This is a genomic window from Nocardia halotolerans (assembly GCF_042650145.1).
GTDB classification, from domain to species: Bacteria; Actinomycetota; Actinomycetes; order Mycobacteriales; family Mycobacteriaceae; genus Nocardia; species Nocardia halotolerans.
The window spans coordinates 1516213-1541164 of the sequence record NZ_JBHSDL010000014.1 but is presented as its reverse complement, the minus strand read 5'-3'; the positions used below and the strand labels follow the sequence as shown (position 1 = coordinate 1541164).

Annotated in this window: 23 protein-coding genes; 9 read left to right on the top strand and 14 right to left on the bottom strand. The window is 67.5% G+C overall.

All coding sequences use genetic code 11. The annotated features are described in order from the left end of the window. Nucleotides 1-3: 3 nt before the first annotated feature. The gene (gene ramB / locus ACFO5K_RS17585; protein ID WP_378563375.1) at nt 4-1410 is read right to left on the bottom strand and encodes an acetate metabolism transcriptional regulator RamB; all 1407 of its coding nucleotides are present in this window, start codon (nt 1408-1410) and stop codon (nt 4-6) included. A gap of 94 nt (nt 1411-1504) precedes the next feature. On the opposite strand from ramB, the gene ACFO5K_RS17580 reads away from it, so the two are divergent. The 5 genes from ACFO5K_RS17580 to ACFO5K_RS17560 all read left to right on the top strand — a co-directional run bounded on the left by ACFO5K_RS17580 (nt 1505) and on the right by ACFO5K_RS17560 (nt 5688). Continuing rightward, the gene (locus ACFO5K_RS17580; protein WP_378563372.1) at nt 1505-3037 is read left to right on the top strand and encodes an ATP-dependent DNA ligase; all 1533 of its coding nucleotides are present in this window, start codon (nt 1505-1507) and stop codon (nt 3035-3037) included. A gap of 60 nt (nt 3038-3097) precedes the next feature. Further along, nucleotides 3098-4279 carry an inorganic phosphate transporter gene (locus ACFO5K_RS17575; protein WP_378563369.1) on the top strand — a complete coding sequence of 394 codons (1182 nt, stop codon included), beginning with the start codon at nt 3098-3100 and terminating at the stop codon, nt 4277-4279. A gap of 11 nt (nt 4280-4290) precedes the next feature. Beyond that, the gene (locus ACFO5K_RS17570) at nt 4291-4572 is read left to right on the top strand and encodes a hypothetical protein (RefSeq protein ID WP_378563366.1); all 282 of its coding nucleotides are present in this window, start codon (nt 4291-4293) and stop codon (nt 4570-4572) included. A gap of 11 nt (nt 4573-4583) precedes the next feature. Beyond that, the gene (locus tag ACFO5K_RS17565; RefSeq protein ID WP_378563363.1) at nt 4584-4922 is read left to right on the top strand and encodes a DUF3349 domain-containing protein; all 339 of its coding nucleotides are present in this window, start codon (nt 4584-4586) and stop codon (nt 4920-4922) included. A gap of 181 nt (nt 4923-5103) precedes the next feature. Continuing rightward, nucleotides 5104-5688: a TetR/AcrR family transcriptional regulator gene (locus ACFO5K_RS17560; RefSeq protein WP_378563360.1), complete on the top strand. Its 585-nt coding sequence runs from the start codon at nt 5104-5106 to the stop codon at nt 5686-5688. 82 nt (nt 5689-5770) lie between these two features. Here ACFO5K_RS17560 and ACFO5K_RS17555 read toward each other — a convergent pair whose 3' ends face one another. The 4 genes from ACFO5K_RS17555 to ACFO5K_RS17540 form a co-directional block, all read right to left on the bottom strand. Then, entirely contained in the window at nt 5771-6784 is a 1014-nt protein-coding gene (locus ACFO5K_RS17555) for an alpha/beta hydrolase (RefSeq protein WP_378563357.1), read from the bottom strand. Nucleotides 6785-6977: 193 nt separating this feature from the next. Then, nucleotides 6978-7994, bottom strand: a complete 1017-nt coding sequence (locus ACFO5K_RS17550; protein WP_378563354.1) for an XdhC family protein — start codon at nt 7992-7994, stop codon at nt 6978-6980. A 15-nt stretch (nt 7995-8009) separates the two neighbouring features. Further along, nucleotides 8010-8606 (bottom strand): nucleotidyltransferase family protein, encoded by a 597-nt coding sequence (locus tag ACFO5K_RS17545; protein WP_378563351.1) that lies wholly within the window; start codon nt 8604-8606, stop codon nt 8010-8012. A 226-nt stretch (nt 8607-8832) separates the two neighbouring features. After that, complete coding sequence (locus ACFO5K_RS17540; RefSeq protein ID WP_378563348.1) at nt 8833-9975, bottom strand: alpha/beta hydrolase family protein; 1143 nt, start codon at nt 9973-9975, stop codon at nt 8833-8835. Between the two features lie 506 nt (nt 9976-10481). On the opposite strand from ACFO5K_RS17540, the gene aceA reads away from it, so the two are divergent. The 3 genes from aceA (at nt 10482) to metE (ending at nt 15442) form a co-directional block, all read left to right on the top strand. Continuing rightward, on the top strand, nt 10482-11771 hold the full coding sequence (aceA, locus tag ACFO5K_RS17535; RefSeq protein ID WP_378563345.1) for an isocitrate lyase: 1290 nt from the start codon (nt 10482-10484) through the stop codon (nt 11769-11771). Nucleotides 11772-12013: 242 nt separating this feature from the next. Further along, the gene (locus tag ACFO5K_RS17530; RefSeq protein WP_378563342.1) at nt 12014-12883 is read left to right on the top strand and encodes a 3-hydroxybutyryl-CoA dehydrogenase; all 870 of its coding nucleotides are present in this window, start codon (nt 12014-12016) and stop codon (nt 12881-12883) included. Between the two features lie 219 nt (nt 12884-13102). Further along, nucleotides 13103-15442, top strand: coding sequence for a 5-methyltetrahydropteroyltriglutamate--homocysteine S-methyltransferase (metE, locus tag ACFO5K_RS17525; RefSeq protein ID WP_378563934.1), 2340 nt, complete (start codon nt 13103-13105; stop codon nt 15440-15442). Between the two features lie 72 nt (nt 15443-15514). On the opposite strand, the gene ACFO5K_RS17520 is transcribed toward metE, so the two are convergent. The 5 genes from ACFO5K_RS17520 to ACFO5K_RS17500 form a co-directional block, all read right to left on the bottom strand. Beyond that, a complete protein-coding gene (locus ACFO5K_RS17520; protein ID WP_378563339.1) occupies nt 15515-15925 on the bottom strand; it encodes an arsenate reductase ArsC in 411 nt (136 codons plus the stop codon). A 17-nt stretch (nt 15926-15942) separates the two neighbouring features. Further along, nucleotides 15943-17016 (bottom strand): ACR3 family arsenite efflux transporter, encoded by a 1074-nt coding sequence (arsB, locus tag ACFO5K_RS17515; RefSeq protein WP_378563336.1) that lies wholly within the window; start codon nt 17014-17016, stop codon nt 15943-15945. Further along, entirely contained in the window at nt 17013-17384 is a 372-nt protein-coding gene (locus ACFO5K_RS17510) for an ArsR/SmtB family transcription factor (RefSeq protein WP_378563333.1), read from the bottom strand. The genes arsB and ACFO5K_RS17510 overlap by 4 nt, the downstream gene beginning before the upstream one ends. A 108-nt stretch (nt 17385-17492) precedes the next feature. Further along, nucleotides 17493-18689, bottom strand: a complete 1197-nt coding sequence (locus tag ACFO5K_RS17505; protein ID WP_378563330.1) for an AI-2E family transporter — start codon at nt 18687-18689, stop codon at nt 17493-17495. A gap of 296 nt (nt 18690-18985) precedes the next feature. After that, nucleotides 18986-20038: an NAD(P)-dependent alcohol dehydrogenase gene (locus ACFO5K_RS17500; RefSeq protein WP_378563327.1), complete on the bottom strand. Its 1053-nt coding sequence runs from the start codon at nt 20036-20038 to the stop codon at nt 18986-18988. 116 nt (nt 20039-20154) lie between these two features. Between ACFO5K_RS17500 and ACFO5K_RS17495 the strand changes: the two genes are divergently transcribed. Beyond that, complete coding sequence (locus ACFO5K_RS17495) at nt 20155-21243, top strand: S1C family serine protease (RefSeq protein WP_378563324.1); 1089 nt, start codon at nt 20155-20157, stop codon at nt 21241-21243. On the opposite strand, the gene ACFO5K_RS17490 is transcribed toward ACFO5K_RS17495, so the two are convergent. The 4 genes from ACFO5K_RS17490 to ACFO5K_RS17475 all read right to left on the bottom strand — a co-directional run bounded on the left by ACFO5K_RS17490 (nt 21240) and on the right by ACFO5K_RS17475 (nt 24928). After that, the gene (locus ACFO5K_RS17490) at nt 21240-21806 is read right to left on the bottom strand and encodes a vitamin K epoxide reductase family protein (RefSeq protein WP_378563321.1); all 567 of its coding nucleotides are present in this window, start codon (nt 21804-21806) and stop codon (nt 21240-21242) included. The two genes, ACFO5K_RS17495 and ACFO5K_RS17490, sit on opposite strands and share 4 nt — an antisense overlap. After that, entirely contained in the window at nt 21803-22552 is a 750-nt protein-coding gene (locus ACFO5K_RS17485; RefSeq protein WP_378563318.1) for a DsbA family protein, read from the bottom strand. The genes ACFO5K_RS17490 and ACFO5K_RS17485 overlap by 4 nt, the downstream gene beginning before the upstream one ends. 84 nt (nt 22553-22636) lie before the next feature. Further along, complete coding sequence (locus ACFO5K_RS17480) at nt 22637-23482, bottom strand: polyphosphate kinase 2 family protein (protein WP_378563315.1); 846 nt, start codon at nt 23480-23482, stop codon at nt 22637-22639. Nucleotides 23483-23491: 9 nt separating this feature from the next. Beyond that, nucleotides 23492-24928, bottom strand: a complete 1437-nt coding sequence (locus ACFO5K_RS17475) for an alanine/glycine:cation symporter family protein (protein WP_378563312.1) — start codon at nt 24926-24928, stop codon at nt 23492-23494. Nucleotides 24929-24952 lie beyond the last annotated feature (24 nt).

The following is a 24952-nucleotide window of genomic DNA, read 5'->3' as shown; positions in this document are numbered from 1 at the left end:
TCGCTATTTGATCAGGTAGGGCGAGACCGAGCTGCGGTGTTCGCTGATGTCGAGCGCCTTGCCCAGCGGTGGGAAGGCCCGCTGGGGGCAGTTGGCGCGCACACACACGCGGCACCCCGCGCCGATCGGGGTGGCATTGGCTTCACCGAGGTCGATGCCCTCGGCGTAGACCACGCGACCCGCGTGGCGTAGCTCGCAGCCCAGCCCGATGGCGAAGGTTTTGCTGGGCTGGCCGTAGCGGGTGGCGCGACGTTCCACGGTGCGCGCCACCCAGAGGTATTTGCGGCCGTCGGGCATCTGCGCGATCTGGGTCATGATCTTGCCCGGGTAGGCGAAGGTCTCGTAGACGTTCCACAGCGGACAGGTGCCGCCACTGGCGGAGAAGTGAAACCCGGTGGCGGACTGCCGTTTCGACATGTTGCCCGCCCGATCCACCCGGACGAAGGAGAACGGCACCCCGCGCAGGGTGGGCCGTTGCAGGGTCGACAGGCGGTGGCAGATGGTCTCGAAACTCTGTGAGAAGAAGGCCGACAGCCGCTCGATGTCGTACCGGAAGTTCTCCGCTACTTCGTGGAAGTGGGTATAGGGCAGCACGGTCGCAGCGGCGAAATAGTTGGCCAGGCCGAGCATGGCCAGCTTGCGTGAGGCGTCGGAGGCGAAATTGCCCTCTTCGACCAGTTTTTCGAGCAGCGGTCCGCATTCGAGGTAGGCCAGTTCGGCGGCCAGTTTGAAGGTGCGCTGTCCGCCCGACAGGTGCGGGGAGATCTCGAGCTGCCTGGTTTCGGGATCGTAGTGGTGCAGCACGCCCTCGCCGAGGTCGATCCGTTCGCTGATGCGTACATCGTGGGCGCGCAGCAGGCGCACGATCTCGGTGCTCACCTCGCCGCCGTGGAAGCGGATGCGGGCGGTGAGGTCTTCGGCGGCGGTGTCGAGTTCGTGGATGTAGTTCTGGCGCTGATAGAAGTAGTCGCGCACTTCCTCGTGCGGTTTGCTGATCGCGGCGCTGCCCGAGCCGTCGGAGAACCGGTCCTCGGTGGCGGCGGCCAGCTGGGCGCTGGTGTTGCGGTACCGGTTGTGCATGGCCACCAGCGCGCGCGCCATCGACGGGTGCGCCGAGACCATGTCGGCGATCTCCTGGGTGTCGGCCTCGATGCCGAGTTCGGCGTCCATCACCACTTCTTGCAGCTCGGCGATGAGCCGGGTGTCGTCGTGGGCGGAGAAGAAGGCGGGATCCACGCCGAACACCTCGTTGATCCGCGTCAGAACCGGCACGGTGAGGGGACGGACATCGTGCTCGATCTGATTGAGGTAGCTGGCCGAGATCTCCAGTTTCTGGGCGAGCGAGACCTGGCTCAACCCCCGCTCGGTGCGCAATTGACGCAGCCGCGCACCCACGTAGGTTTTGGCCATACGACCAGTTTATGGCCGGTTTCGCAACCTTGCCAACGATTCTTTAACAGCGTGTGCTGAGCGATGTGTCACACCCGCGCGCTACGGTCGACCGGTGCTGTTCAACGATGTCGTCGCGGCTTCGGCGACGGTTCGGGCCACCCGGTCACGCAAGGCGAAAATCGCCGCGCTGGCCGAGTTGCTCGCTGCCGCGGACCCGGCCGAGATCGGCACGATCGTCGCCTGGCTGTCCGGGGAACTGGTGCAGGGCCGGATCGGGGCGGGCTGGCGCACGGTGGCCGGTCTGCAGACCACACCGAGCACCGCGGCGCAGCTCACGGTCGACGCGGTCGACGACACGTTCTCCCAGCTCACCGGCCTCAGCGGCGCGGGCTCCACGCTGCGCCGCCGAGAGCTGCTCACCACGTTGTTCACCGCCGCGACCGCGGACGAGCAGGCGTTTCTGATCCGATTGCTCACCGGTGAACTGCGCCAGGGCGCGCTCACCGCGATCGTGATCGAAGCCCTGGCCGAGGCGACGGGCATCCCCGTGGCGGTGGTGCGCCGGGCGCACATGCTCTCCGGTGCGCTGCCCGCCACCGCCGCCGCGGCGGTCACCGGCGGTGCGCGGGCACTGGCCGCGTTCCGGCTCGAAGTCGGTCGCCCGGTGGCGCCGATGCTCGCCTCGCCGGGCGGGTCGCTGGACGAGGCGCTGGCCGAACTCGGCCCGCAGGTGAGTGTGGAACACAAACTCGACGGCGCCCGCATCCAGGTACACCGCGACGGCGACCGGGTGTGGGTGTTCACCCGCACGCTGCGCGACATCACCGCGAGCGTGCCCGAACTGGTCGAACTCGTCGCCGGTCTCGACTGCACCGCCGTCGTTCTCGACGGCGAGACCCTCGCCCTTACCGATGCCGGCCGCCCCCGCCCGTTCCAGGAGACGATGAGCCGGTTCGCGACCGTCGGCGACACCCGCGAACTGCTGCTGCACCCCTACTTCTTCGACTGCCTGCACCTCGACGGCGACGACCTGCTCGACGAGCCGCTGCGCGTGCGCCGCGCCGCCCTCGAACGGGTGGCCGGCCGCCACAGCATTCCAGCGCTGCTCGACCCCGACGCCGCGGCGGCCGCCGCGAGCTACGACGACGCGCTGGCCGTGGGCAACGAGGGCGTGATGGTCAAATCCCTCGACGCGCCCTACGCCGCGGGCAGAAGAGGCAAAGCCTGGCAGAAGATCAAACCGGCCCACACCCTCGACCTGCTGGTGCTCGGCGCCGAATGGGGTTACGGCAGGCGCACCGGAAAGCTGTCGAACCTGCATCTGGGCGCACTCGACCCCGACACGGGCGAACCGGTGATGGTCGGCAAAACGTTCAAGGGCCTCACCGACGAATTACTGCGCTGGCAGACCGCGGAATTCCCCCGCCACGAAACCCACCGCGACGAACAGACCGTTTACCTGCGCCCCGAATTGGTCGTCGAGATCGCGCTCGACGGTGTGCAGACCAGCACCCGATATCCCGGCGGGGTGGCGTTGCGCTTTGCCCGGGTGCTGCGATACCGGCCCGACAAGGAGCCGGCGCAGGCCGACACGATCGATGCGGTGCGGGCATTGGGGGTGCGCCCGGCCGGGCCGCAGGATTGATCGGAAAACTTTGCCGCAACGGTTGCGCAATCCGGCGCCGGCATGCGACACACTGTTCGGGTGAGCGCCGAACTTGTGGTCCTACTGATCGTCATCGTCACAGCTCTCGCCTTCGATTTCACCAATGGATTCCACGACACCGCCAATGCCATGGCGACCTCCATCGCCACCGGCGCCCTGAAGCCGAAAACCGCCGTGGCCCTCGCCGGTGTGCTGAACCTGGTCGGTGCGTTTCTGTCGGTGGCGGTGGCGGCGACGGTGGCCAAAGGCATCGTGCGATTGAACGAAGTCCACGGGCAGGATCTGCTGGTGATCGTGTTCGCCGGGCTCGTCGGCGGCATCCTGTGGAATCTGCTCACCTGGCTGCTCGGCCTGCCGTCGAGTTCCTCGCACGCCCTGTTCGGCGGCCTGATCGGGGCCACCATCGCCGCGCTGGGCTGGAGCGGGGTGATCTGGGTGTCGGGGACCGACGGCGTGCTGGTCAAGATCGTGTTGCCGGCGGTGCTGGCGCCGGTCGTCGCGGCCCTGGTCGGGGCATTGGGCACCTTCCTGGTGTACCGGATCACCCGCGGGGTGAACCGCGAAAAGACCGACGAGGGGTTCCGTTGGGGTCAGATCGGTTCGGCCTCGCTGGTCTCGCTCGCGCACGGCACCAACGACGCGCAGAAGACGATGGGCGTGATCTTCTTGGCCCTGGTGGCCTACGGGTCGATCGAGTCGACCGACCACATGCCGCTGTGGGTGATGGCCTCCTGTGCGGTCGCGATCGCCCTGGGCACCTACATGGGCGGTTGGCGCATCATCCGCACCCTGGGCAAGGGGCTCGTCGAGATCGAATCGCCGCAGGGCCTGTCCGCCGAATCGACCTCGGCGGCGATCATCCTCACCTCCGCGCACTTCGGGCTGCCGCTGTCGACCACCCAGACCGCCACCGGCGCCATCCTGGGCACCGGGCTGGGCAAAGGTGCCGAGGTGCGCTGGAGCGTGATGGGCAGAATGGTGGTGGCCTGGTTGCTCACCCTGCCCGCGGCAGGCATCGTCGGCGCGATCTGCTGGGCGATCGCGCACCTGATCGGCGGGCTGGCCGGGGTGCTCGTGGTGTTCGCGGTGCTGGTCGGCGGCGCGCTGGGTATCTACCTGTACTCCCGGCGCACCCCGGTCGGTCACCACAACGTCAACGACGAATGGGCTGCGGCGGAACCCTCGGATTCCACCGGGCCGGATCAGAACCGGAAGGGATAGGAGGACGCGACATGCAGACACTGTGGCTGAATCTGCGCGAACTGTGGGATGTGCTGGTGGCCGCGCTGATCCTCGGCGCCGGCGTGCCCGCGGTGTTCGCCTTCGCGGTGCGCTGCTGGGCGCGGGCCGAAACCGTGCACCCCGACGGGCGCGTCGAACGCAACTATCTGGCGCTCTCGGGTGCGGTGCTGTGCGTGGTGCTGCTCGTCGCGGTGGTGGTCAGCGGCATCTTGTTCACGGCGAAGGCCTTCATCGCCCATCAGTTCGGTATTCATCTGTTCGGCCAATCGTGAGCGAGGACCCGATGACTGATCCGACCCCCACCCCACCGGTGCGCACCAACCTGCTCGCGCGGGTGCTCGATTGGCTGCGCGCGGGTTACCCACAGGGAATTCCGCAGTCGGACTATGTCGCGTTGTTCGCGGTACTGCATCGTCACCTCACCGATTACGAGGTGGTGGCGATCGCGGAGAATCTCGTCGACGCCAATCCGGACCGGCAATCCATCAGCGAGGCCGAGATCGAAGCGGCCATTGCCGCTTTCGCCAAACAGCAGCCGGCCGCCGAAGATGTGGCACGGGTGGCTTCGCATCTGGCGGCCGGTGGCTGGCCACTGGCCGAACCGCTCGACGACCCCGAATAGGCTTCGACAATCCGCAGTGCGCCACCGGAATTGGTGGCCTTCGCCGATCACAAATCACCCGGGACAGTGCGCACCGGCGCGCTAGCATGCACGGGTGGTGCGGCGTGTGACGGAAACAGATGGCGGGCGTAGTTACGGTGGATTGTCGCGGCAGCAGCGAGTTACCTTACGTCGCAACCGATTGACCGACGCGGCGCTGGAACTGTTCGGCACCCAGGGCTATTCGTCGACATCGATCGAACGTCTGTGTGCCACGGCGAATGTGTCCACCCGCAGTTTCTACGAAGACATCGGCAGCCGCGAAGCGTTGTTGATCGCACTGGTCGACCAGCTCAATTCCGCGGCCCTGCGCTGCCTCGACGAAGCCCTCGACCGCACCAGCGAACAACCGCTGGTGGTGCGCGTGGTGGAGAGTTTCCGCGCGTTTCTTTCGGTGACCTGCCGGGATCGGCGGGCGGCACGGGTGTTCTATGTGGAAATCGTCGGGGTGAGCCCGGCGGTGGAGGAATGGCGGCGTGCCCAGCGGCGCGCGATCTCGGCACTGCTCACCCGCGAAGCCCAGCGCGTCGCCGAACGGGGTGAGGCGCCCTCGCGCAGTTTCCACCTGTTCACCCTCGCCCTGATCGGCGCGGTGACCTCCCTGGCCCAGGAAATGGTGCACGCCACCCTGCCGGGCGACGCGATCTCGGTGGACGAGATCTGCGACCAGATCGCCTATTTCGTTCGCTCCGGCGTGCCGGTTCGCCCCGCGGTGCTGCCCACATAAGGTGCTGCCCACATAAAACTGCTCGGACAAACGAAACGGGAGGCGTCCGTAGCGGACGCCTCCCGTTTCAGTCGCGCGGAGCTCAGATAGCCATGCCCTCGGCGAGCAGCGGCCACGACTCGTGCAGTGCCTGCTCCCAGTAGGGCCAGTAGTGGGTGCCCATCGGGGTGAACTGGTAGGTCGCCGGGATGTTCAGCGAGTCCAGCTTGGCCTTCAGGTTCTGGCTGCAAGCGTTGGTCGCGGCCTCGATGCCCACACCGAGACCGAGGTTCACCACGCCCATCGGGCCGGGCGCACCGTTGAGGTAGTACTCGACATCGGCGTTGGACGGCATGCCGCTACCACTGGAGATGTAGAGGTTGGTGCCACGCAGCTTCTCGGCGTTGATCACCGGGTCGTTCTCCGCCCAGGCCGGGTCGTTGTCCGGGCCGTACATGTTCTCGGTGTCGCCACCGGCCCAGGTCTCCACGGAGAACTTCACGGCCTGCTTGCCCAGCGGGTCGGCGATCTGCGCGCAACCGCTGTAGGCGGCGACCGACTTGAACAGGCCCGGCTTGGCCTCGGCCAGCTGCAGCACCGAGGTGCCGGAGGTGGACAGCCCGGCCAGTGCGTTCAGACCGGTCGAGTTCAGGGTCTCGTCGAGCAGCGGCGGCAGCTCCTCGGTGAAGAAGGTCTTCCACTTGTTCAGGCCCAGCTTCGGGTCTTCACGCTTCCAGTCGGCGTAATAGCTGCCGCGACCGCCGATCGGTTGGATCACATTGACCTGCTTGTCGGCGAGGAAGTCGAGCGCGTTGGTCTGGGCCGCCCAGCTGGCGGTGCCCTCGCCGGCGTCGAGGCCGTTGAGCATGTAGAAGTTGGGGGCAGGCTGGGACTCGTCGACCGGGCGCTGCACGTCGATGGTGATGTCTTTCTTCATCGCCTCCGAGTACACCTTCAGATGCCAGGTGCGCCCGTCCTTGACGACCGACGTCACCGCCGAATCCTTGTCCGGCTCGGCAGAGGCGCCGCCGGCCAGCCCGGCCACCGACAATGCGGCGGTGAGAGCCACGGCGGTGGTGCGCAACGCGGCGACATTACGTAGTGCAGAAAGCTTCATCGAAACAGTCGGTTCCAGTCCACGGGCCCTGTCGGCCCCGTCATCGCAGTGCTTCCCCTCGCCGGCCGGGATTGTTCGCCCGGCGGCGATAAGGCTGTCAGATCCTCCGCTACTCTATGTCCTCGCCGAGAGTGAAATTGTTACGAGTCCCAATGTGTGGACTTTCACCCCGGCGGGGGGCGGCGGCTGCGATTTAAATTGCCATCCCCACCGAGGAGGAACCGTAATCACGGCGGGCGGCCAACCGTAGGCCCGCGCGGGCGGCGAGGAAGTCGGCGGTGACGAATACGGCGGTCTCGGCGGGGGAGCGCGGGCCCGCCTCCAGCCCGGCGGGCACGTGCAGCCGGGCCAGGGTCGGCTCGTCGAAGCCGCCCGCGCGCAGGTCGTCGAGGCGGCGGGCCTGATCGGCCGGGGTGCCCAGTGCGGCCAGATAACCGAGTTCGGGCAGCCGCAGGGCGACGGTGAGCAGCGGGATCTCGAAGCGGGGCTCGTTGGCGAGCACCACGATGCCGGTGCTGTCGTCGATCTCACCGGCGGCCGAGAGGGTGTTGAGGTAGCGGTGCGGCCAGTCCACGACCACCTCGGCGCCGGGGAACGACGCCGGGTCGGCGAACTCGGGGCGCGAATCGCAGATGCTCACCCGGTAACCGATCATTCGCGCCTGGGCGGCGAGGGTGGCGGCGTAGGCGTTGGCGCCGAAGATCAGCAGGCGCGGTGGCGGGCAGTAGGAGGCCACGAACAGATCCGATTCGGGCAGCGCGACGAGTTCGGTGGCGTGTTTGCGGTCGGTGATCAGATGCTGGCCGATCACATCGGGATCCTGATTCCAGACCACGGTGAACACGGTGACCCGGCGATGGGCCTGAATGTCGGCGGCAATGGCGGGGAATTCGGGAAAATCGCGGCAGGAGAACGGTTCGACGAAGATATCGACGAGGGTGCCGTCGTCGGAGGTCGATTCCATTCCGGTGAGCATGCTGTAGCGGCGAAGTTGCCGAATCCCGGTGCGCGCGGCCTCCATTGCCGCTTCGTACACGGTCTCCTCGAGCCGGCCCGTGGCAATGGATCCGAAGACGCCGCCGTTCGGGGTTACCAGCATCGATGATCCGATCGGCAGCGCGTTGGTGCCGATGGTGCGGACCACGGTGGCCAGGCCACCCGTACGGCCCGAATGCCACACTCGCAGAAGGTCATCGACGATATCGCGCATATCTCAATTCTCCGATCACCGTGCGCCGACTTCCGGGAAATCGCGATCGGTCCCTGTCGCCAAGCCGTCGCACGTGACGCACACCATATCCTGTCGTCCACCCAAATAGGAACCGGCCCCCGCATCACCTACGGCAACAGCGGAAATGGCCTCCCAGTGCTTGTTCTCTATCACAACAGGATGGCCTGGTGTGTTGTGGAACACAGCACGTGCCAATCCGCTTTCGCTCACACGGGCCGCGGCGAGCACCGCGGCGACGACATCGGCGCCGATATCCGGAGTGTCGACCGGCCGGAACGCGACGTAGCGTGTCCCCGCTTCGGCGGCCGCGCGCAGCCCCGCCCGCACGGTTGCGCCGAGCCCGGTGGCCCAGTCCGCGACCCAGCGCCATTCGGTGTCCGCCGGTACACCGGCCACGGCCGGATCAGGGCCGGTCGCGCCGAGCAGCACGATCACCGGATCGCAGCCGCCCGCGCGCAGCGCGACGATCGCGGCGCGCAACCAGGCGCCGTCCTCGGCGAGTGCCTTGGGTTTGCCGTAACGGCTGCCCGCGCCCGCCGCCAGGACGATGCCGGTGCACGACCGGTGGGCGGGCGGGTCGATCGGGGGCATGTGGTCCACGGTAGAACGCGCAGGTTGCCCGCCGATTACGGACGGTTGGCGGGTGCCTGGATCTGCGGTGACGGCCGGGGCACCCCATCCGTGTGGGGCGCCGGTGTCGAGGACCCGTCGTCGCGATGATCCCCGCCCACCCGGTCTGTGGCCGCACTCGGCGTGAACGGCCGCCAAGCCCTGCGCGAGAACGCTGTGGTCGAGTGACCTGCTCGGTTCGGGCCGGTCAGGCGAACAGGGCTGCGACGAAGGGGAGGGAGTCGGCCAGTGAGGCATTCACCGTGGCGCTGTGGTCGGTGGGGTAGGTGCGGGTGGTGGCCGGTTGGGCGTTGGCGTGCAGGACGGCGAAGTAGCGCAGGGTTTCGGGGGTGATGACGTCGGTGTCGCGCAGACCCTGCGCGAGGAACACGGGGCGGTCGAAGCCGGATTCGGGGAGACCCATGTAGCCCGCGAGGAGGCCGTGGACGTCGGGGATCGTCGACAGCGGACGGGCGAACATGCTGCCGATCGAGACGTTCGCGGCGTCGAGTTCCTCGCCGAGGGGGCCGATGCAGGCGGTTTGGGCGCGGTCGGTCCAGGTGCGGCCGGTGTCGGTGAGCAGATCGGCGATACCGAGTTCGGGGAAGGTGGTGCGCAGGCCGTTGAGGATGTACAGCACGTAGGCGGTCAGGTGCGGGCTCAGGGCGATCGGGGGCACGCCGGGGCCGCTGAACTGGAGCACGTCTTCGATGTAGGCGGGCACGCCGGTGCCGACGGCGCCGCGGTAGTCCAGGGCGGGGCCGCCGAATTCGGTGGCGTAGCGGGCGGTGAACACCGCGGCGCCGCCGCCTTGGGACTGGCCGACCACGGCCCACTTGTTCGACAGCGACGGGTACTGCGTGGTGGCGGCGCGCACCGCGTCGACCACGTTGTGTGCCTCCACGACTCCGTTCAGATACGGGTGCTCGCCGGGGCCGCCGAGCCCGGCGTAGTCGGCGGCGACGATCGCGTAGCCCTGGTTCAGCCAGGTGCCGAGGTAGGCCCAGTCGCGTTCGACCGCGCCCGGACCGGCCACGCTGTAGGCGCAGTCGTCACCGAGGCCGACGGTGCCGTGCGCCCACGCGATCACCGGCCAGCCGCCCTCGGGGGCCTCGCCGGGCGGGAAGTACACCGCCGCACTGGTTGTGGTCGGTGCCCGGCCCACGGTCGTCGAGCGGTAGATCAGTCGCTCCGCGCGCGCCGAACCGGGCAGGGTGGCCGCGGCGGACAGCGCTTCGACAGAGATGGGCTGCCCGGCCTGTTCCGCGCCGGGTTGCGCGCCCGCGGTCGCCTGCGGTGTCACCGCCAGTGCCACCAGTGCCGCCAGCGTCACGATCCTCGATTTGCGCATGCCCCTCGTTCCTTCGTCCGGCAGCTCGTTCCGGGAGCCGATTGTGCCCGATGTCCGGCATCGCCCGGCGTGGTGGCGGGCGGTGCCGGTGACGACACGCACACTATTCCCGCGCGGCGTGGTGTGTGAAACGACTCACAGAATGAAAGGCTCGAGCGTGTCGGCGCTCGCCTGGCCGATGATCGCTAACAGTACGAGCGTTATGCTAAAACTCCTGGTCAGCACTACTCATCGGTAGACTGGGTGCTTGCAATCAGGCGGCAAATTTCGCAAAGTTAGCAAATGCGATCGCAAACATAGCTGAGATTCACACAACCAACAGGTAGACGGCCATTTCTGGGTGTGCCATTGTTTGGAAGTACACCCCTCAGGCCCTAGCTAGTCCTAGCAAGCCTGCAAATTGCTCCAGCAGTACGACCTGTGCAACCGAAAGCCTTCAGCCGTCGGTTGTTTCACCGGACGCCACAGCGCGGAGCACCGACCACACCGAGGAAGTGGAGTCAGAGATGTCGACTGCCGGCACCCCGAAGACCGCTGCGGAAATCCAGCAGGACTGGGACACCAACCCGCGCTGGAAGGGTCTCACCCGCAGCTACACCGCCGAGCAGGTCTCCAAGCTGCAGGGCAACGTTGTCGAGGAGCACACCCTCGCCCGCCGCGGTTCGGAGATCCTGTGGGACCTCGTGAACAACGAGGACTACATCAACTCCCTCGGTGCCCTCACCGGCAACCAGGCCGTGCAGCAGGTCCGCGCCGGCCTGAAGGCCATCTACCTGTCGGGCTGGCAGGTCGCCGGTGACGCGAACCTGTCCGGCCACACCTACCCCGACCAGTCGCTGTACCCGGCGAACTCGGTCCCGTCGGTGGTCCGTCGCATCAACAACGCGCTGTCGCGCGCCGACGAGATCTCCAAGGTCGAGGGCGACGAGTCGGTCAAGAACTGGCTCGCCCCGATCGTCGCCGACGCCGAGGCCGGCTTCGGTGGCGCGCTGAACGCCTACGAGCTGCAGAAGGCCATGATCGTGGCCGGTGCCGCCGGTGTGCACTGGGAAGACCAGCTCGCCTCGGAGAAGAAGTGCGGCCACCTCGGTGGCAAGGTGCTGATCCCCACCCAGCAGCACATCCGCACCCTGACCTCCGCGCGTCTGGCCGCTGACGTCGCCGACGTGCCTTCGGTGATCATCGCCCGCACCGACGCCGAGGCCGCCACCCTCATCACCTCCGATGTGGACGAGCGCGACCGTGAGTTCCTGGACGGCACCCGCACCGCCGAGGGCTTCTTCGGTGTGAAGAACGGCATCGAGCCCTGCATCGCGCGTGCCAAGGCCTACGCCCCCTACGCCGACCTCATCTGGATGGAGACCGGTATCCCGGATCTCGAGGTCGCGCGCAAGTTCGCCGAGTCGGTTCGCAGCGAGTTCCCCGACCAGCTGCTGGCCTACAACTGCTCGCCTTCGTTCAACTGGAAGGCGCACCTGGACGACGCGACCATCGCGAAGTTCCAGCGTGAGCTCGGCGCGATGGGCTTCAAGTTCCAGTTCATCACCCTGGCCGGCTTCCACTCGCTCAACTACGGCATGTTCGATCTGGCGCACGGCTACGCTCGCGAGGGCATGACCGCGTTCGTCGACCTGCAGGAGCGCGAGTTCAAGGCCGCCGCCGAGCGTGGCTTCACCGCCATCAAGCACCAGCGTGAGGTCGGTGCCGGCTACTTCGACACCATCGCCACCACCGTTGACCCCAACACCTCGACCGCGGCCCTGAAGGGCTCGACCGAAGAGGGTCAGTTCCACTGAGTTGCTTTGACCAGCAACGGATTTCCTCTACACCAGTAGGGGTGTACGCCCTCCCCTGCCGATCAGCCCCGGCAGGGGAGGGCATCCCTATATCGTGGGGCCGAAACCTGACTTGATTTCGGCCCGCCCCCGACTCTGGACCGACCGGAGGGTGCGACGAAGGAGTACCCGCGGGGAGGGAAGAGTCGGGGTCACAGGGCCGAAATCCGCGGCACCAGCCGCCAACGAAACAGGAGCGGGACGTGAGCAGCGAAAAGATTCAGCGCGTCGGAATCATCGGCGCCGGACAGATGGGCGCGGGCATCGCGGAAGTGTGCGCACGCGCGCACGTCGACGTCCTCGTCTACGAAACCACTCGTGAACTCGCCGCCGCGGGTCGCGCACGGATCCTGCGTTCGCTGGATCGTGGTGTGAGCAGCGGCAAGATCACCGAGCGCGAGCGTGAGCAGGCCGCCTGGCGGTTGCGTTTCACCTCCGATCTGGCCGATTTCGCCGACCGTCAGCTGGTCGTGGAGGCTGTTGTCGAGAGCGAAGAGGTCAAGACGGCCATCTTCAGCGAGCTGGACAAGGTGGTCACCGACCCGCAGGCCGTGCTCGCCTCCAACACCTCGTCCATCCCGATCATGAAGATCGCGGTGGCCACTGCCAACCCGGAGCGGGTGGTGGGCCTGCACTTCTTCAACCCGGTGCCGGTGCTGCCGCTGGTGGAGCTGGTCACCACGCTCAAGACCAGTGAGCCGGTCGCCAAGCGGGCCGAGCAGTTCGCTTCGGAGGTGCTGGGCAAGCAGGTCGTGCGCTCGGCCGACCGTTCCGGTTTCGTGGTGAACGCGCTGCTGGTGCCGTACCTGCTCTCGGCCATCCGGATGGTCGAGTCCGGTTTCGCCACCAAGGACGACGTCGACAAGGCGATGGTGCTGGGTTGCGCGCATCCGATGGGCCCGCTGGCGTTGACCGACCTCGTCGGCCTCGACACGGTGAAGTCGATCGCGGATTCGATGTACGCCGAGTTCAAGGAGCCGCTGTATTCCGCACCGCCGCTGCTGATGCGCATGGTGGAGGCGGGGTTGCTGGGTAAGAAGACCGGTGCCGGCTTCTACCAGTACGGCAAGTAGGTTCTCCCGCCGCCGGCCACCTTCCTCGCGAGCGAGCAGAAGGTGGCCGCCGGTCTTTCCGGGGGTGTTTGCAGGGGGAACGGCACAGTGCCGATCGTTCGGCTTAAGCTGCTGTAGGCCGCTCGTGCTTGCATGTCCGGCCACCAGTCGAGCGCACAGAGTTGCGCGGTACCCGGTTGCCGGGTGCCCGCGCAGGTGATGGAAAGGGATGTCCCGTTCATGGTCAACGTCACCGATGGATTCGGGTCCAGCGTTCTCGGATACCCACGGATCGGTCCGCACCGGGAGCTCAAGCGCGCGCTCGAGTCGTACTGGCGTGGTTCGCTCGAGCGCGACGAGCTACTGGCCGTTGGCCGTGACATTCAGGATCGTCAGTTCGACGAGCTGGCCGCCACCGGGCTTTCCCAGGTCCCCGGCAACACCTTCTCCTTCTACGATCACGTGCTCGACAACGCATTGCTCTTCGGTGCGGTGCCTTCGCGGTTCAAGCCGCAGCAGGAGGGCATGCATCCGCTGGACTTCTATTTCCTGATGGCGCGCGGTAACCCGGATCTGCCCCCGTTGGAACTGGTGCGGTTCTTCGGCACCAACTACCACTACCGTCAGCCCGAACTCGATGCCGACACCCGGTTCTCGCTGCACCCGCAGGCCCTGCTCGACGAGTGGGATCGGGCGATGGAGCGCGGGATCGAGCTGCGCCCGGTGGTGCTGGGCCCGGTGTCGTTGCTGCTGCTGTCCAAGGCCGGGCAGGTGCCGGGTGAGGACCGGTTCGACACGTTGAGCCTGCTCGATCAGCTGCTGCCGTTCTACGAGGAACTGTTCGAGCTGCTCGCCAAGCGCGGCTCCACCTGCGTGCAGCTGGATGAGCCCTGCTTCACCGGTGAGCGGACATCGGCCGAGCTGGCCGCTTTCGAGAAGGCCTATCACCGGTTGTCGAAGGCGCCGCTGCGCCCGCGCATCCTGGTCACCGGCCAGTACGGCGATTTCGGTGAGGCGCTGCGCATCCTCGCGGCGAGCAATGTGGAGGCGATCGGGCTCGATCTGGCTTCCTACCGGATGACGCCCGAGGAGCTGGCCGAGATCCCGGGGATCCGGCGCAAGCGGATCTACGCCGGTGTCATCAGCGGCACCAATGTGTGGCGGGCCGACCGTTACGTCACGCTCAATTACCTGAACTCGATCGCTGAGGTCTGTCCCGACCTGGTGGTCTCCACCGGCACCACGCTGCTGCACGTGCCCTATGACGTGCTCGCCGAGTACGACATCGAGGGCAATGTGGCCGACCGGCTGGCCTTCGCCAAGCAGAAGGTGGGCGAGGTGGTGTCGCTGGCCAAGGCGCTCACCGAGGGGCCGTCGGAGAAGTGGCGCAAACGCCCGACTTCGGTGCATTTCAAGCAGAAGCACGCGGTGCGGCAGCGGGTGTATGCGGTCACGCCGCAGATGCGTGAGCGGGTGCCCTACGAGGTGCGGGCCGCCGCGCAGCAGGAGCGGCTGAACCTGCCGCTGGTGCCCGCGACGACGCTGGGTTCGTTCCCGCAGAGCGGCCGGCTGCGGCAGGCGCGGCACGAGGTGGCCGCGGGCCGGTTGTCCGAGCAGGACTACCGCAAGCAGGTCGAGGCCGAGATCGAGGCGACGATCCGGTTGCAGGAGGACATCGGTCTCGATGTGTTCGTGCACGGTGAGCACGAGCGCAACGACATGATCCAGTTCTTCGCCGAGCAGCTCGACGGTATGGCGACCACCCGCTTCGGCTGGGTGCAGGTGTACGGGTCGCGGTGCGTGCGCCCGCCGGTCATCTACGGCGATGTGGCCCGGCCGGCGCCGATGTCGGTGGACTGGACCACCTACGCCCAGTCGCTCACCGACAAGCCGGTGAAGGGCATGGTCACCGGGCCGGTCACCATGCTGGCGCGCTCGTTCGTGCGGCAGGATCAGCCGCTCTACGAGACCGCCGACCAGGTGGCGCTGGCCATCCGCGACGAGGTGGTGGATCTGGAGAAGGCGGGTATCGCGATCATCCAGGTCGACGAACCGGCTATCCGCGAGCTGCTGCCCGCACGTCCGCAGGGGCGCGAGGAGTATCTGCGCTGGGCGGTCGGTGCCTTCAAACTGGCCACCTCCGGGGTGCGGCCCGATACGCAGATCCACACCCACATCGGTTATTCCGGGCGCACCGAGGTGGTGGAGGCGATCGATCAGCTCGACGCCGACGTCACCGCGATCGTGGCGACGCGTTCGATCGAATGGGTCATCGAGGCGCTCACCGAGGACGTGGCCTCCGGTCACGGCCTCACCCACGGTGTCGGGCCCGGTGTGTACGAGAGCCGGTCGGCGCGCATCCCCGATATCGACGAGCTCGACGAGCTGCTCACCCAGGCCGCGAACGCGGTGACGCCGCAACGGTTGTGGGCCAACCCGGACGGTGGGCTCAAGACCCGGCACTACTGGCAGCTGGATCCGTCGCTGCGCAATATGGTGGCCGCGGCGCGCCGGGTGCGGCGCCGCGCCCTGGCGGCCCAGGCCGAGGCAGCTGCGGGCGGGGACGCCGCTGCCGAGTAGGGCGAGAAGCCGAACGGGCGCACCGGTTCGACCGGTGCGCCCGTTCGCGTCTGCGGGTCTGCCCTGCCGTACCTATGCGCGAGCCGGAAGCAGTTCGGCGATCAGTGCCTGCACGCGAGCCTTGATCTCGTCGCGAATGGGGCGCACCGATTCCACGCCCTTGCCCGCCGGGTCGTCGAGCGCCCAGTCGCGGTAGCTGACGCCGGGGAAGTACGGGCAGGCGTCGCCGCAGCCCATGGTGATCACCACATCGGAGGTTTCGACGGCGCCGGGGGTGAGGATCTTCGGTTTCCGGTCGGCGATGTCGATGCCGAGTTCGGCCATCGCCTCGACCGCGGCCGGGTTGATCGAGTCGGCGGGCGCACTGCCCGCGGACCTGACTTCGATGCTGTCACCGGCCAGGTGGGTGAGGAAACCCGCGGCCATCTGCGACCGGCCCGCGTTGTGCACGCAGACGAACAGGACACTCGGGGTGGTTGTCATGGGATGCGGGGGGCCTTTCACGAGTTTGCGACGGGACTGAACCGCTTGCGCAGGGCGAGGGACACGTACACCAACCCGACGAGGACGGGTACTTCGATGAGTGGCCCGACGACCCCTGCCAGCGCCTGGCCCGAGGTGGCGCCGTAGGTGGCGATGGCCACGGCGATGGCCAGCTCGAAGTTGTTGCCCGCGGCGGTGAACGCCAGGGTGGTGGTGCGCTCGTAGCCCAGGCCCATGGCGGCGCCGAGGGCGTAGCCGCCGCCCCACATGATCGCGAAGTAGGCCAGCAGCGGGATTGCGATGCGCACCACGTCGAGCGGGTGGGAGGTGATCTGTTCGCCCTGAAGCGCGAACAGGATGACGATCGTGAACAGCAGGCCGTAGAGCGCCCACGGGCCGATACGCGGCAGGAAGCTCGACTCGTACCACTGGCGGCCCTTGGCGCGTTCGCCCAGCCGGCGGGTGAGGTAGCCGGCCAGCAGCGGGATGCCGAGGAAGATCAGTACCGATTTGGCGATCTGCCAGGGTGAGGTGTCGATGGTGGTCTGTTCCAGGCCGAGCCAGCCGGGCAGCACCGACAGGTAGAACCAGCCGAGCACCGCGAACATGAACACCTGGAACACCGAATTCAGTGCGACCAGTACGGCGGCGGCCTCCCGATCGCCGCAGGCCAGGTCGTTCCAGATGATGACCATGGCGATGCAGCGCGCCAGGCCCACGATGATCAGGCCGGTGCGGTATTCGGGCAGGTCGGGCAGAAAGATCCAGGCCAGGGCGAACATCAGGGCCGGGCCGAGCACCCAGTTCAGGGCCAGCGAGCCGAGCAGCAGTTTGCGGTCGCCGGTGACGGAGTCGAGGCGGTCGTAGCGGACCTTGGCCAGCACCGGGTACATCATGATCAGTAGGCCGAGCGCGATCGGCAGGGAGATGCCGTCGAGCTGGACGGTGTTGAGCGCGTCGTCGAGCCCGGGCACGAGCCGGCCCAGCAACAGGCCGGCCGCCATCGCGACGCCGATCCACACCGGCAGGAACCGGTCGAGCGTGGAGAGTTTGCCGACCACGGCGGGCTGGTCGGCGACAGTGGTGCTCATGCGTCGACCCCCGCGCCGCTCTCGACCAGCAGGACCTCCGAGAGCCGTTGCAGCGCCTCGGGGACCACCCGGTAGTACACCCAGGAGGCGCGTCGTTCGCTCACGAGCAGACCCGCTTCGCGCAGCACCTTGAGGTGGTGGGAGATGGTGGGCTGGGTCAGGTCGATGCCGGTGGACAGGTCGCAGACGCAGGCTTCCTGGCCTTCGCGTGAGGCGATGGAGCTGAGCAGGCGCAGGCGCACCGGGTCGGACAGGGCCTTGAAGGCGCTCGCGAGTTCACCGGCGTGCTGTTCGGTCAGGGCCCGGCGTACCAGGGGCGCGGCGGAGCACGCCTGGACAGGCGTCACCACCAGCTTCGACTTCGACATAGACCTATATTGACTGATATCGATATGGTGGCGCAAGCAAACACCTGGTGAACGTGGTCGGGGTTCGTCAGTGGCTCAGCGCGAAGACGGCGAACATGGTGGCCAGGGCTACCGGCGGGGTTCCTCGGCCGTGGACCGTCTGCGCCACCGGCGTTTCTTCGGCGGCGGCGCCTCGGCATCCTCGGTGACCTGGTAGCGGCGCACATAGGCGCCCGCGAAACCCTGCAGTGTGGCGGTGACCGGGATCGCCAGCAGCGCACCGGTGGGCCCCAGCAGCGCCGCGCCGGCGATCACCGCGCCGAAGGCCACCGCCGGATGCATGTCCAGGGTGGTCGCGGTGATCCGCGGTTGCAGCACATAGTTCTCGAACTGCTGGTAGGCGATGATGAACAGCAGGATCCACAGTGCGCTGATCGGATTGTGCGCCAACGCGACCAGCACCGGCAGCGCACCGGCGAGGTAGGTGCCGACAGTGGGGATGAACTGCGAGACCACACCCACCCACAGCGCCAGCGCGAACGCCGAGTTCACCTCGAACACCCGCAGCGCGAGGTAGTGCGCGATCGCCGAGCACAGCGCCAGCAGCGCCCGCGAGTAGATGTAGCCACCGGTCTTGTCCACCGCGATGTCCCACGCGCGCAGCACGTGCTTCTGCTGTGCCGGTGGCAGCAGCGAACACACCCAGCTGCGGAAACGCGGTCCGTCGGCGGCGAAATAGAAAGTGAACAGCAGGACGCCCAGCACCTGGAACAGCGCACCGACCGCCACCGTGCCGATACCCCAGACGTTCCCGGCGATCCCGACCAGGTATCCCTCGATCGAGGAACTCCATTCCGAGGCGTACTCGGTGAGGTCGTCACCCGAGATGTCCTGGTGGAAGGTGGTGTTGATCCAGTCGATCAGGTCCTCGACGAAATCGGGCGCGTTCTGCACCATCGTGGTCACCTGGTTGACCAGCAGTGCGCCCAGCGTCCACACGAACGCGGACGTCACCAGCAGCAGCATCCCGAACACCAGACCCGTACCCGCACCGCGCCGGACTCCACGCGCGGCCAGCCAGTTCACCGCCGGCTCGATCGCGAAGGCGAGGAACAGCGACACCAACAGGACCGTCAACAGGCTCTGGAGCTTGCCCAGCACCCAGAACGTCGCGACCAACCCGGCGATCGACAACACGGTGTACAACAGCGCCCGCGGCAACCACCGCGGTGGTTGCCGCGCCGACCAACTCGGCGGAAGCAGACCCACCGCGCCGCCCGGCGCCGGTGCGGCCGGGCGGGAGGGCGTTTCGTCGTCGGCAGCCACGTCGTAACGGTACCGAGCAGTCGGCCATAACCCGCGGGGGCACGCGTGATCTCGGTGATCTGCGCACGAACCCGACGTCGAGGTCCCTGCCGCATCGCCAACGTCCGGCACCACCTGAGTCCGCCACCTACCGCACTCCCAGCCCCGCCCGACCCGACCTCGAGGAGGGTCCGCCGCGCAGCGGCGTAGCGGCCCGGCCGCGAGTCAGCCGCCGTTGCGTCCGCGGCGCAGCCGCCAGCAACGGCGGCTGACTCGCGGCCCCGCAGGGGCCGCGCTCGAGCGCGCCAGCGCTCCAACTACACCGTGGCAGTGTCGATGACGAAGCGGTACTGCACGTCGCTGGCAACCACCCGGTCGTAGGCCGAGTCGATGTCGTCGGCGGAGATCACCTCGATTTCGGCGCCGATGCCGTGTGCGGCGCAGAAGTCGAGCATCTCCTGGGTTTGGGCCAGGCCGCCGATCATCGATCCGGCCAGTGAGCGGCGGAATCCGGCGAGGTTGAAGCCGGTGACGCGCATCGGGTGTTCGGGCAGGCCGAGGATGACCAGGGTGCCGTCGAGGGCGAGCAGTCGCAGGTAGTCGTCGATCGGCAGGTCGGCGGAGACGGTGTTGATGATCAGGTCGAACTGGCCGCGCAGCTGGCGGAAGGTCTGCTTGTCGCTGGTGGCGTAGTAGTGGGTGGCGCCCATGCGCAGGCCGTCGTCGCGTTTGCGCAGCGACTGGCTCAGTACTGTCACCTCGGCGCCGAGCGCGGCGGCGATCTTCACTCCCACGTGCCCGAGTCCGCCCATGCCGATGATCGCGACCTTCTTGCCGGGTCCGGCGTTCCAGTGCTTCAGCGGCGAGTACAGGGTGACGCCCGCGCACAGCAGCGGGGCGGCGACGTCGAGGCCGATGCCGGTGGGGATGGCGACGACGAATTTCTCGTCGACGACGATCTGGGTGGCGTAACCGCCGAGGGTGTAGCCGCCGGGCTGGGTGGTCTCGGGGACGGGGGAGTTGTAGGTCCAGGTGGCGCCGTTGGTGCAGTACTGCTCTTCGCCGGCCAGGCACGGGCTGCACTTGCCGCACGAGTTCACCAGGCAGCCGACGCCGACCCGGTCGCCCACCTGGTACTTGCGTACGGCGGAGCCGGTGGCGGTGACGATGCCGGCGATCTCGTGTCCGGGCACGCACGGGTATTTGGTGCTGCCCCACTCGTTGCGGGCGGTGTGGATGTCGGAATGGCAGATGCCCGCGTATTTGATGTCGATCGCGACGTCGTCGGGTCCCAGCTCGCGGCGTTCGATGGTGACTTTCTCGAAGGAGCCGTCGGCGGACGGGAGGGCATAGGCAGCTGCGGTACACATGGGTACATGCCTACCGGTGCATACGAGCTTTGCCAACCGTCACCCGTGATCGAAACCGGTCCGCGACGAACCGGGGTCACAATGGAGTGGGTCGGCTCGCGAGAGAGGACGTGCGCGTGCAACGGATCGGACGGGTGGCCGCGACACTGGTCGTCGCGTTGCTGGTCTTGTACGCGTTGCTGGGCTACCGCGACGTGCTGAATCCGGAGAGCGCCGGACCGGCCGGGGAGTTCGTCGCGGTCGCTGAGAAGCCGCCGCCGGTCGCCTTGGACCCGTTGTATGTCGCGCACCAGGTTCGGCCCGCGCTGGTAAATATCGATGTCGGCACCAGCGCGTTCGGGTCGGGTGCGGCCGGGTCGGGCATCGTGCTCACCGCCGACGGGCAGATCCTCACCAGCCATCACGTGATCAAGGGTGCCGAACGGGTGCAGGTCACCGATATCGCGACCGAGCTGAACTATGAGGCCACCGTGCTCGGCTACGACTCGACCGCCGACATCGCGCTGCTGTCATTGGCTGGGGCAGCCGAGTTGCCGACCGCGCGGATCGGCACGTCGGCCGAGTTGCGGATGCGTCAGGAGGTGCTGGCCATCGGGGACGCGGGCGGTGACGGCGGCGCGCCCACCGCGGTGGCCGGTCCGATCACCGACCTGGACGCCAGCATCGTGGCGATGAATTCCGCCGACCTCACCCGCAAGTCGTTGCGCGGCATGGTCGAGGTCGCCGCACCGGTGGTGGGCGGGCAGTCCGGCGGTGCGCTGGCCGACGGCACCGGCGCCGTTGTCGGCGTGATCACCGCGGCCTCCGGCGAACGCGGCAGCGACGACCGGCGGGCCACCCCGGCCAATGGTTACGCCGTGCCGATCGACAAGGCCATGCGCATCGTGGACCAGATCCGTTCCGGCGTGCCGACCGATACCGTGCACGTCGGTCCGACGGCCTCGCTGGGGGTGCAGATCGTGGACGCGAAACCGTCCGGTGCCCAGGTGAGCTGGGCTTTCTACGGCCAGCCCGCGCGCGCGGCCGGGATTGTCGACGGCGATGTGATCACCGCCGTCGACGGTGAGTCGATCACCACGGCGCAGTCGTTGAGCGCGGCCGTTCACCGGCGCAGTCCCGGCGATGTGGTGCTCCTCGACATCACCGCCCCCGACGGCGCCACCCGCACGATCAAGGTGGTGCTGGCCAGGGGGACACCGAACTAGACCAGACTCAGCCAGTAGTCCTGGAACTTCAGGAACACCAGCAGCAGCACCACGGCGTAGAACACCACCACCAGCGTCCAGCGCCACTCGGCGAGAATGCCCATCGCCCCGCGCGAACCGCCCCAGGTTTCCTGGGTGGTCACCGCGAACAGCACCGGCACAGCCACCCACACCACCATGCAGTACGGGCACAGCGCGTTGATCCGGTACAGGCTCTGGAAGATCAGCCAGCAGATCGCGGCGACGCCGAGCACTGTGCCCAGCCACAGCCCGCCCCAGATCCAGCGCGGGAACGCCACCCCGACCACGGCGAGCACCCCGAGTGTCACCGCCACCGAGAACCCGACGATGCCGAACAGCGGATTGGGGAACCCGAACACCTCGGCCTGCTCGGTGGTCATGATCGACCCGCACGACAGCACCGAGTTGATGCTGCACGAGGTGACGTAGTCGGGGTCGACGAACAGCTTGAATCGTTCGACGGTGAGGGTGAACGAAGCCAGCCATCCGGCCAGCCCGGCGATCAGCAGCAGCCAGGCCGAACGGGCCGAGGCGGTGATCATCGAGCGGCGTCGGCGATCACCGAGGCCAGGCCGTTCTCGGTGAAGATCGCGTCGCTCTGGTTGAGCTCACCGTTGATGAACACCGCCGGCGTGCCCTGTACCTCACCCTGCAGCGTCTGCTGGGTGACCTGCTCGACGTAGTCGTTGTACGGCTTGCCTTCGATGCACTCGGCGACCGCCGGGTCGGTGTAGCCGGCCTCGGTGGCGATGTCGACCAGTTCCGCGTCGCTGAGCCCGGCGCCGCCCTCGGCCGGCTGGTTCTCGAACATCAGCTGCAGCCAGTTCTGGTACTTGCCCGGATCGGACTTCGCCACGCAGAACGAGGCGTTGGCCGCCCGCGACGAGTACTGGTTGGTCGAGGCCCGGTCGAGGAAGGAGATGATCTCGTAGTCCACCACCGCGGTGCCGTCGGCGATGGCTTCGGCCAGCGCGCTGCCGTTGGCGGCTTCGAACTTCTTGCAGGCGGGGCATTGCAGGTCGGCGACGACGCGCACCTTCACCGGCGCATCGGGATTGCCGATGCGTACCGCGCCGTTCTCGGTGATCGAGCCGCCGCTCGCGGGTAATTGCGCCATCGAACTCGCCGTCCCTTCGGTGCCGGAATCGGGTTGCTTCATGGCGATGCCGACGCCGATCGCCGCGACCAGGGCCACCAGCACGGCGGCGACGCCGATCTGGATCGCCACCTTGCGTTTCTTGTCGGCGGCCTCGGCCTTCGCCAGCGGATTCTTGCCCGTGCTGCTCACCGTCGTCACACGCCTTTCGTTGGTCTGCTCCCCACGGGGAACATCATGCGGGCCGAACCTGAGAGTTTCTTCAACACCGGCGGGTCAGGATCTTTCGAGTAGGCGCATTTGCTCGGCGACGTCGAAATCGGCCGGTGGCCAGTCCAGACGCAGCGAGGTGAGCGCGTCGATGAGCAGTTCGGTGACGGCCAGGCGCGAATACCATTTGTGGTCGGCCGGCAGCACGTACCAGGGGGCGTACTCGGTGTTGGTGCGGTCCAGAATCGCCTGGTACGCCTTCTGGTATTCGGGCCAGTAGTCGCGTTCGGTGATGTCGGCGGGGCTGAACTTCCAGTACTTGTCGGGCCGTTGCAGGCGTTCGCGCAGCCGTCGCTTCTGTTCCTCGAGGGAGATGAACATGGCGACCTTGACGATGATGGTGCCGGATTCGGCGACTTCGCGTTCGAACTTGTTGATCTGGCCGTAGCGCTGCTCCCATTCGGCGCGCGGTACGAGGTCGTGCACGCGCGCGACGAGCACGTCCTCGTAGTGGGAACGGTCGAAGACGCCGAGCTGACCGTGGGCGGGCAGCCGTTTGCGGATCCGCCAGAGGAAATCGTGCTGCTTCTCCTGCTCGGTGGGCACGCCGAAGGAGGCGTGGTCCACGCCCTGCGGGTCGACCGAACCGATCACGTGGCGCACGATGCCGCCCTTGCCCGAGGTGTCCATGCCCTGCAACACCAGCAGCACACTGCGGTCACCGCCGGTGCGGCCGTGCGCGAACAGCTTTTCCTGCAACTTCGACAGCACCTGCCCGCGTTCGGTGAGCGCGGCCTTGCCCTGGCGTTTGTCACCGGTGAAGCCGGGCCGGCTCGAGGTGTCGACATCGGCGACGCGCAGACCGTCGGCCCGCAACGCGGTGGTGGCCGGCTGGTCCCAGAGATTCGCCATTCGCCATGCCTACCACTGATCCTGGCGTGTCGGCCAGCACGCCACCCCGGCCGGATCGGCGATCTCGGGCCGGTGCACGTACACCGGGTCGGCGCCGGTGCGCCGTTGGGCGCGGTAGTCGGCCAGCAGCCGGAACGCGACAGCGCCCAGCGGGATGATCGCGACCAGGTTCGCCAACGCCATCGTGCCCATGAACACATCGGCCAGGTTCCAGATCAGGCTCACCGAGCCGAGCGCGCCGCCGAACACCGCGAGCAGCACCAGGAAGCGGAACACGGTGAGGACCTGGGGACGGTCGGTGATGAACGCGATATTGGACCTGCCGTAGTAGAAATTGCCGATCATCGAGCTGAACGCCAGCATGAACACCACCGCGGTGAGCACGTGACCGGCCCAGTTGCCGAGGCTTTCCTGTAGCGCGCTCTGGGTGAGGTCGGCGGTGTGGCGTTCGGACAGGTCGGGGTTGGTGGTCAAGATGATGAAGGCGGTGATCGAGCAGATCAGCAGGGTGTCGAAGTAGACGCCGAGCGACTGCACCAGTCCCTGCTTCACCGGATGCGACACATCGGCGGCCGCGGCGGCGTTCGGCGACGAACCCAGACCGGCCTCGTTGGAGAACATGCCGCGCCGGATGCCCTGCGCGATGGCCACTCCGATGCCGCCGCCGACCACCTCGCGCAACCCCAACGCCCCGCCGACGATATCGGCGAACACGCGCGGCAGATCGCTGAAGTTGAGCACCACCACCGCGATGCCGAGCAACAGGTACACCATCGCCATCACCGGAACGAGCACCTCGGTGATGCGGCTGATCCGGCGCACCCCACCGAAGATGACCAGTCCGAGCAGAATGATCAGCGCGCAGCCGATCAGCGGGGCGAACCAGTCACCGTCTAGCACCGACAGCGAGGCCCGGCTGGTGGCCACGATGGTGTTGGCCTGTACGGCGTTGAACACGAAACCGAAAGTGACCGTGATGATCACGGCGAAGATCATGCCCTGCCAGCGCCGCCGCAGGCCGTACTGCATGTAGTAGGCGGGGCCGCCGCGGAAGGTGCCCGGCTCCCGCTCGGGTCGCTTGTAGAGCTGGGCCAGGGTGGATTCCACGAACGCCGACGCGGCGCCCAGGGTGGCCATCGACCACATCCAGAACACCGCGCCCGGCCCGCCGACGCTGATCGCGGTGGCGACACCGGCGATGTTGCCGGTGCCCACCCGCGCGGCCGCCGAGATGCTGAACGCGCCGAACGCCGAGACCGACCGCTTCCCGTCCGGCCCCGTCTGCCCCTTCTCCGAGACCGACCGGAACATCTCCGGCAGCATCCGTACCTGGACCACGCCGGTGCGCACGGTGAAGTACAGCCCGGCCACGATCACCAGCGGAATCAGCAGCCAATTCCAGAACACACCGTTGATGTCGACGACTACCGAGTTCACCGCGTCCATGCGGCGAACGCTACCGCCGAACAG

What these genes read in the sequence shown, in the direction of transcription:
- ramB (WP_378563375.1), bottom strand. Translation starts at nt 1,410, where the DNA reads ATGGCCAAAACCTACGTGGGTGCGCGGCTGCGTCAATTGCGCACCGAG.
- ACFO5K_RS17540 (WP_378563348.1), bottom strand. Translation starts at nt 9,975, where the DNA reads ATGCGCAAATCGAGGATCGTGACGCTGGCGGCACTGGTGGCACTGGCG.
- ACFO5K_RS17570 (WP_378563366.1), top strand. Translation starts at nt 4,291, where the DNA reads ATGCAGACACTGTGGCTGAATCTGCGCGAACTGTGGGATGTGCTGGTG.
- arsB (WP_378563336.1), bottom strand. Translation starts at nt 17,016, where the DNA reads ATGAGCACCACTGTCGCCGACCAGCCCGCCGTGGTCGGCAAACTCTCC.
- aceA (WP_378563345.1), top strand. Translation starts at nt 10,482, where the DNA reads ATGTCGACTGCCGGCACCCCGAAGACCGCTGCGGAAATCCAGCAGGAC.
- ACFO5K_RS17550 (WP_378563354.1), bottom strand. Translation starts at nt 7,994, where the DNA reads ATGCGCGATATCGTCGATGACCTTCTGCGAGTGTGGCATTCGGGCCGT.
- ACFO5K_RS17500 (WP_378563327.1), bottom strand. Translation starts at nt 20,038, where the DNA reads ATGTGTACCGCAGCTGCCTATGCCCTCCCGTCCGCCGACGGCTCCTTC.
- ACFO5K_RS17490 (WP_378563321.1), bottom strand. Translation starts at nt 21,806, where the DNA reads ATGATCACCGCCTCGGCCCGTTCGGCCTGGCTGCTGCTGATCGCCGGG.
- ACFO5K_RS17555 (WP_378563357.1), bottom strand. Translation starts at nt 6,784, where the DNA reads ATGAAGCTTTCTGCACTACGTAATGTCGCCGCGTTGCGCACCACCGCC.
- ACFO5K_RS17565 (WP_378563363.1), top strand. Translation starts at nt 4,584, where the DNA reads ATGACTGATCCGACCCCCACCCCACCGGTGCGCACCAACCTGCTCGCG.
- ACFO5K_RS17545 (WP_378563351.1), bottom strand. Translation starts at nt 8,606, where the DNA reads ATGCCCCCGATCGACCCGCCCGCCCACCGGTCGTGCACCGGCATCGTC.
- ACFO5K_RS17510 (WP_378563333.1), bottom strand. Translation starts at nt 17,384, where the DNA reads ATGTCGAAGTCGAAGCTGGTGGTGACGCCTGTCCAGGCGTGCTCCGCC.
- metE (WP_378563934.1), top strand. Translation starts at nt 13,103, where the DNA reads ATGGTCAACGTCACCGATGGATTCGGGTCCAGCGTTCTCGGATACCCA.
- ACFO5K_RS17475 (WP_378563312.1), bottom strand. Translation starts at nt 24,928, where the DNA reads ATGGACGCGGTGAACTCGGTAGTCGTCGACATCAACGGTGTGTTCTGG.
- ACFO5K_RS17480 (WP_378563315.1), bottom strand. Translation starts at nt 23,482, where the DNA reads ATGGCGAATCTCTGGGACCAGCCGGCCACCACCGCGTTGCGGGCCGAC.
- ACFO5K_RS17520 (WP_378563339.1), bottom strand. Translation starts at nt 15,925, where the DNA reads ATGACAACCACCCCGAGTGTCCTGTTCGTCTGCGTGCACAACGCGGGC.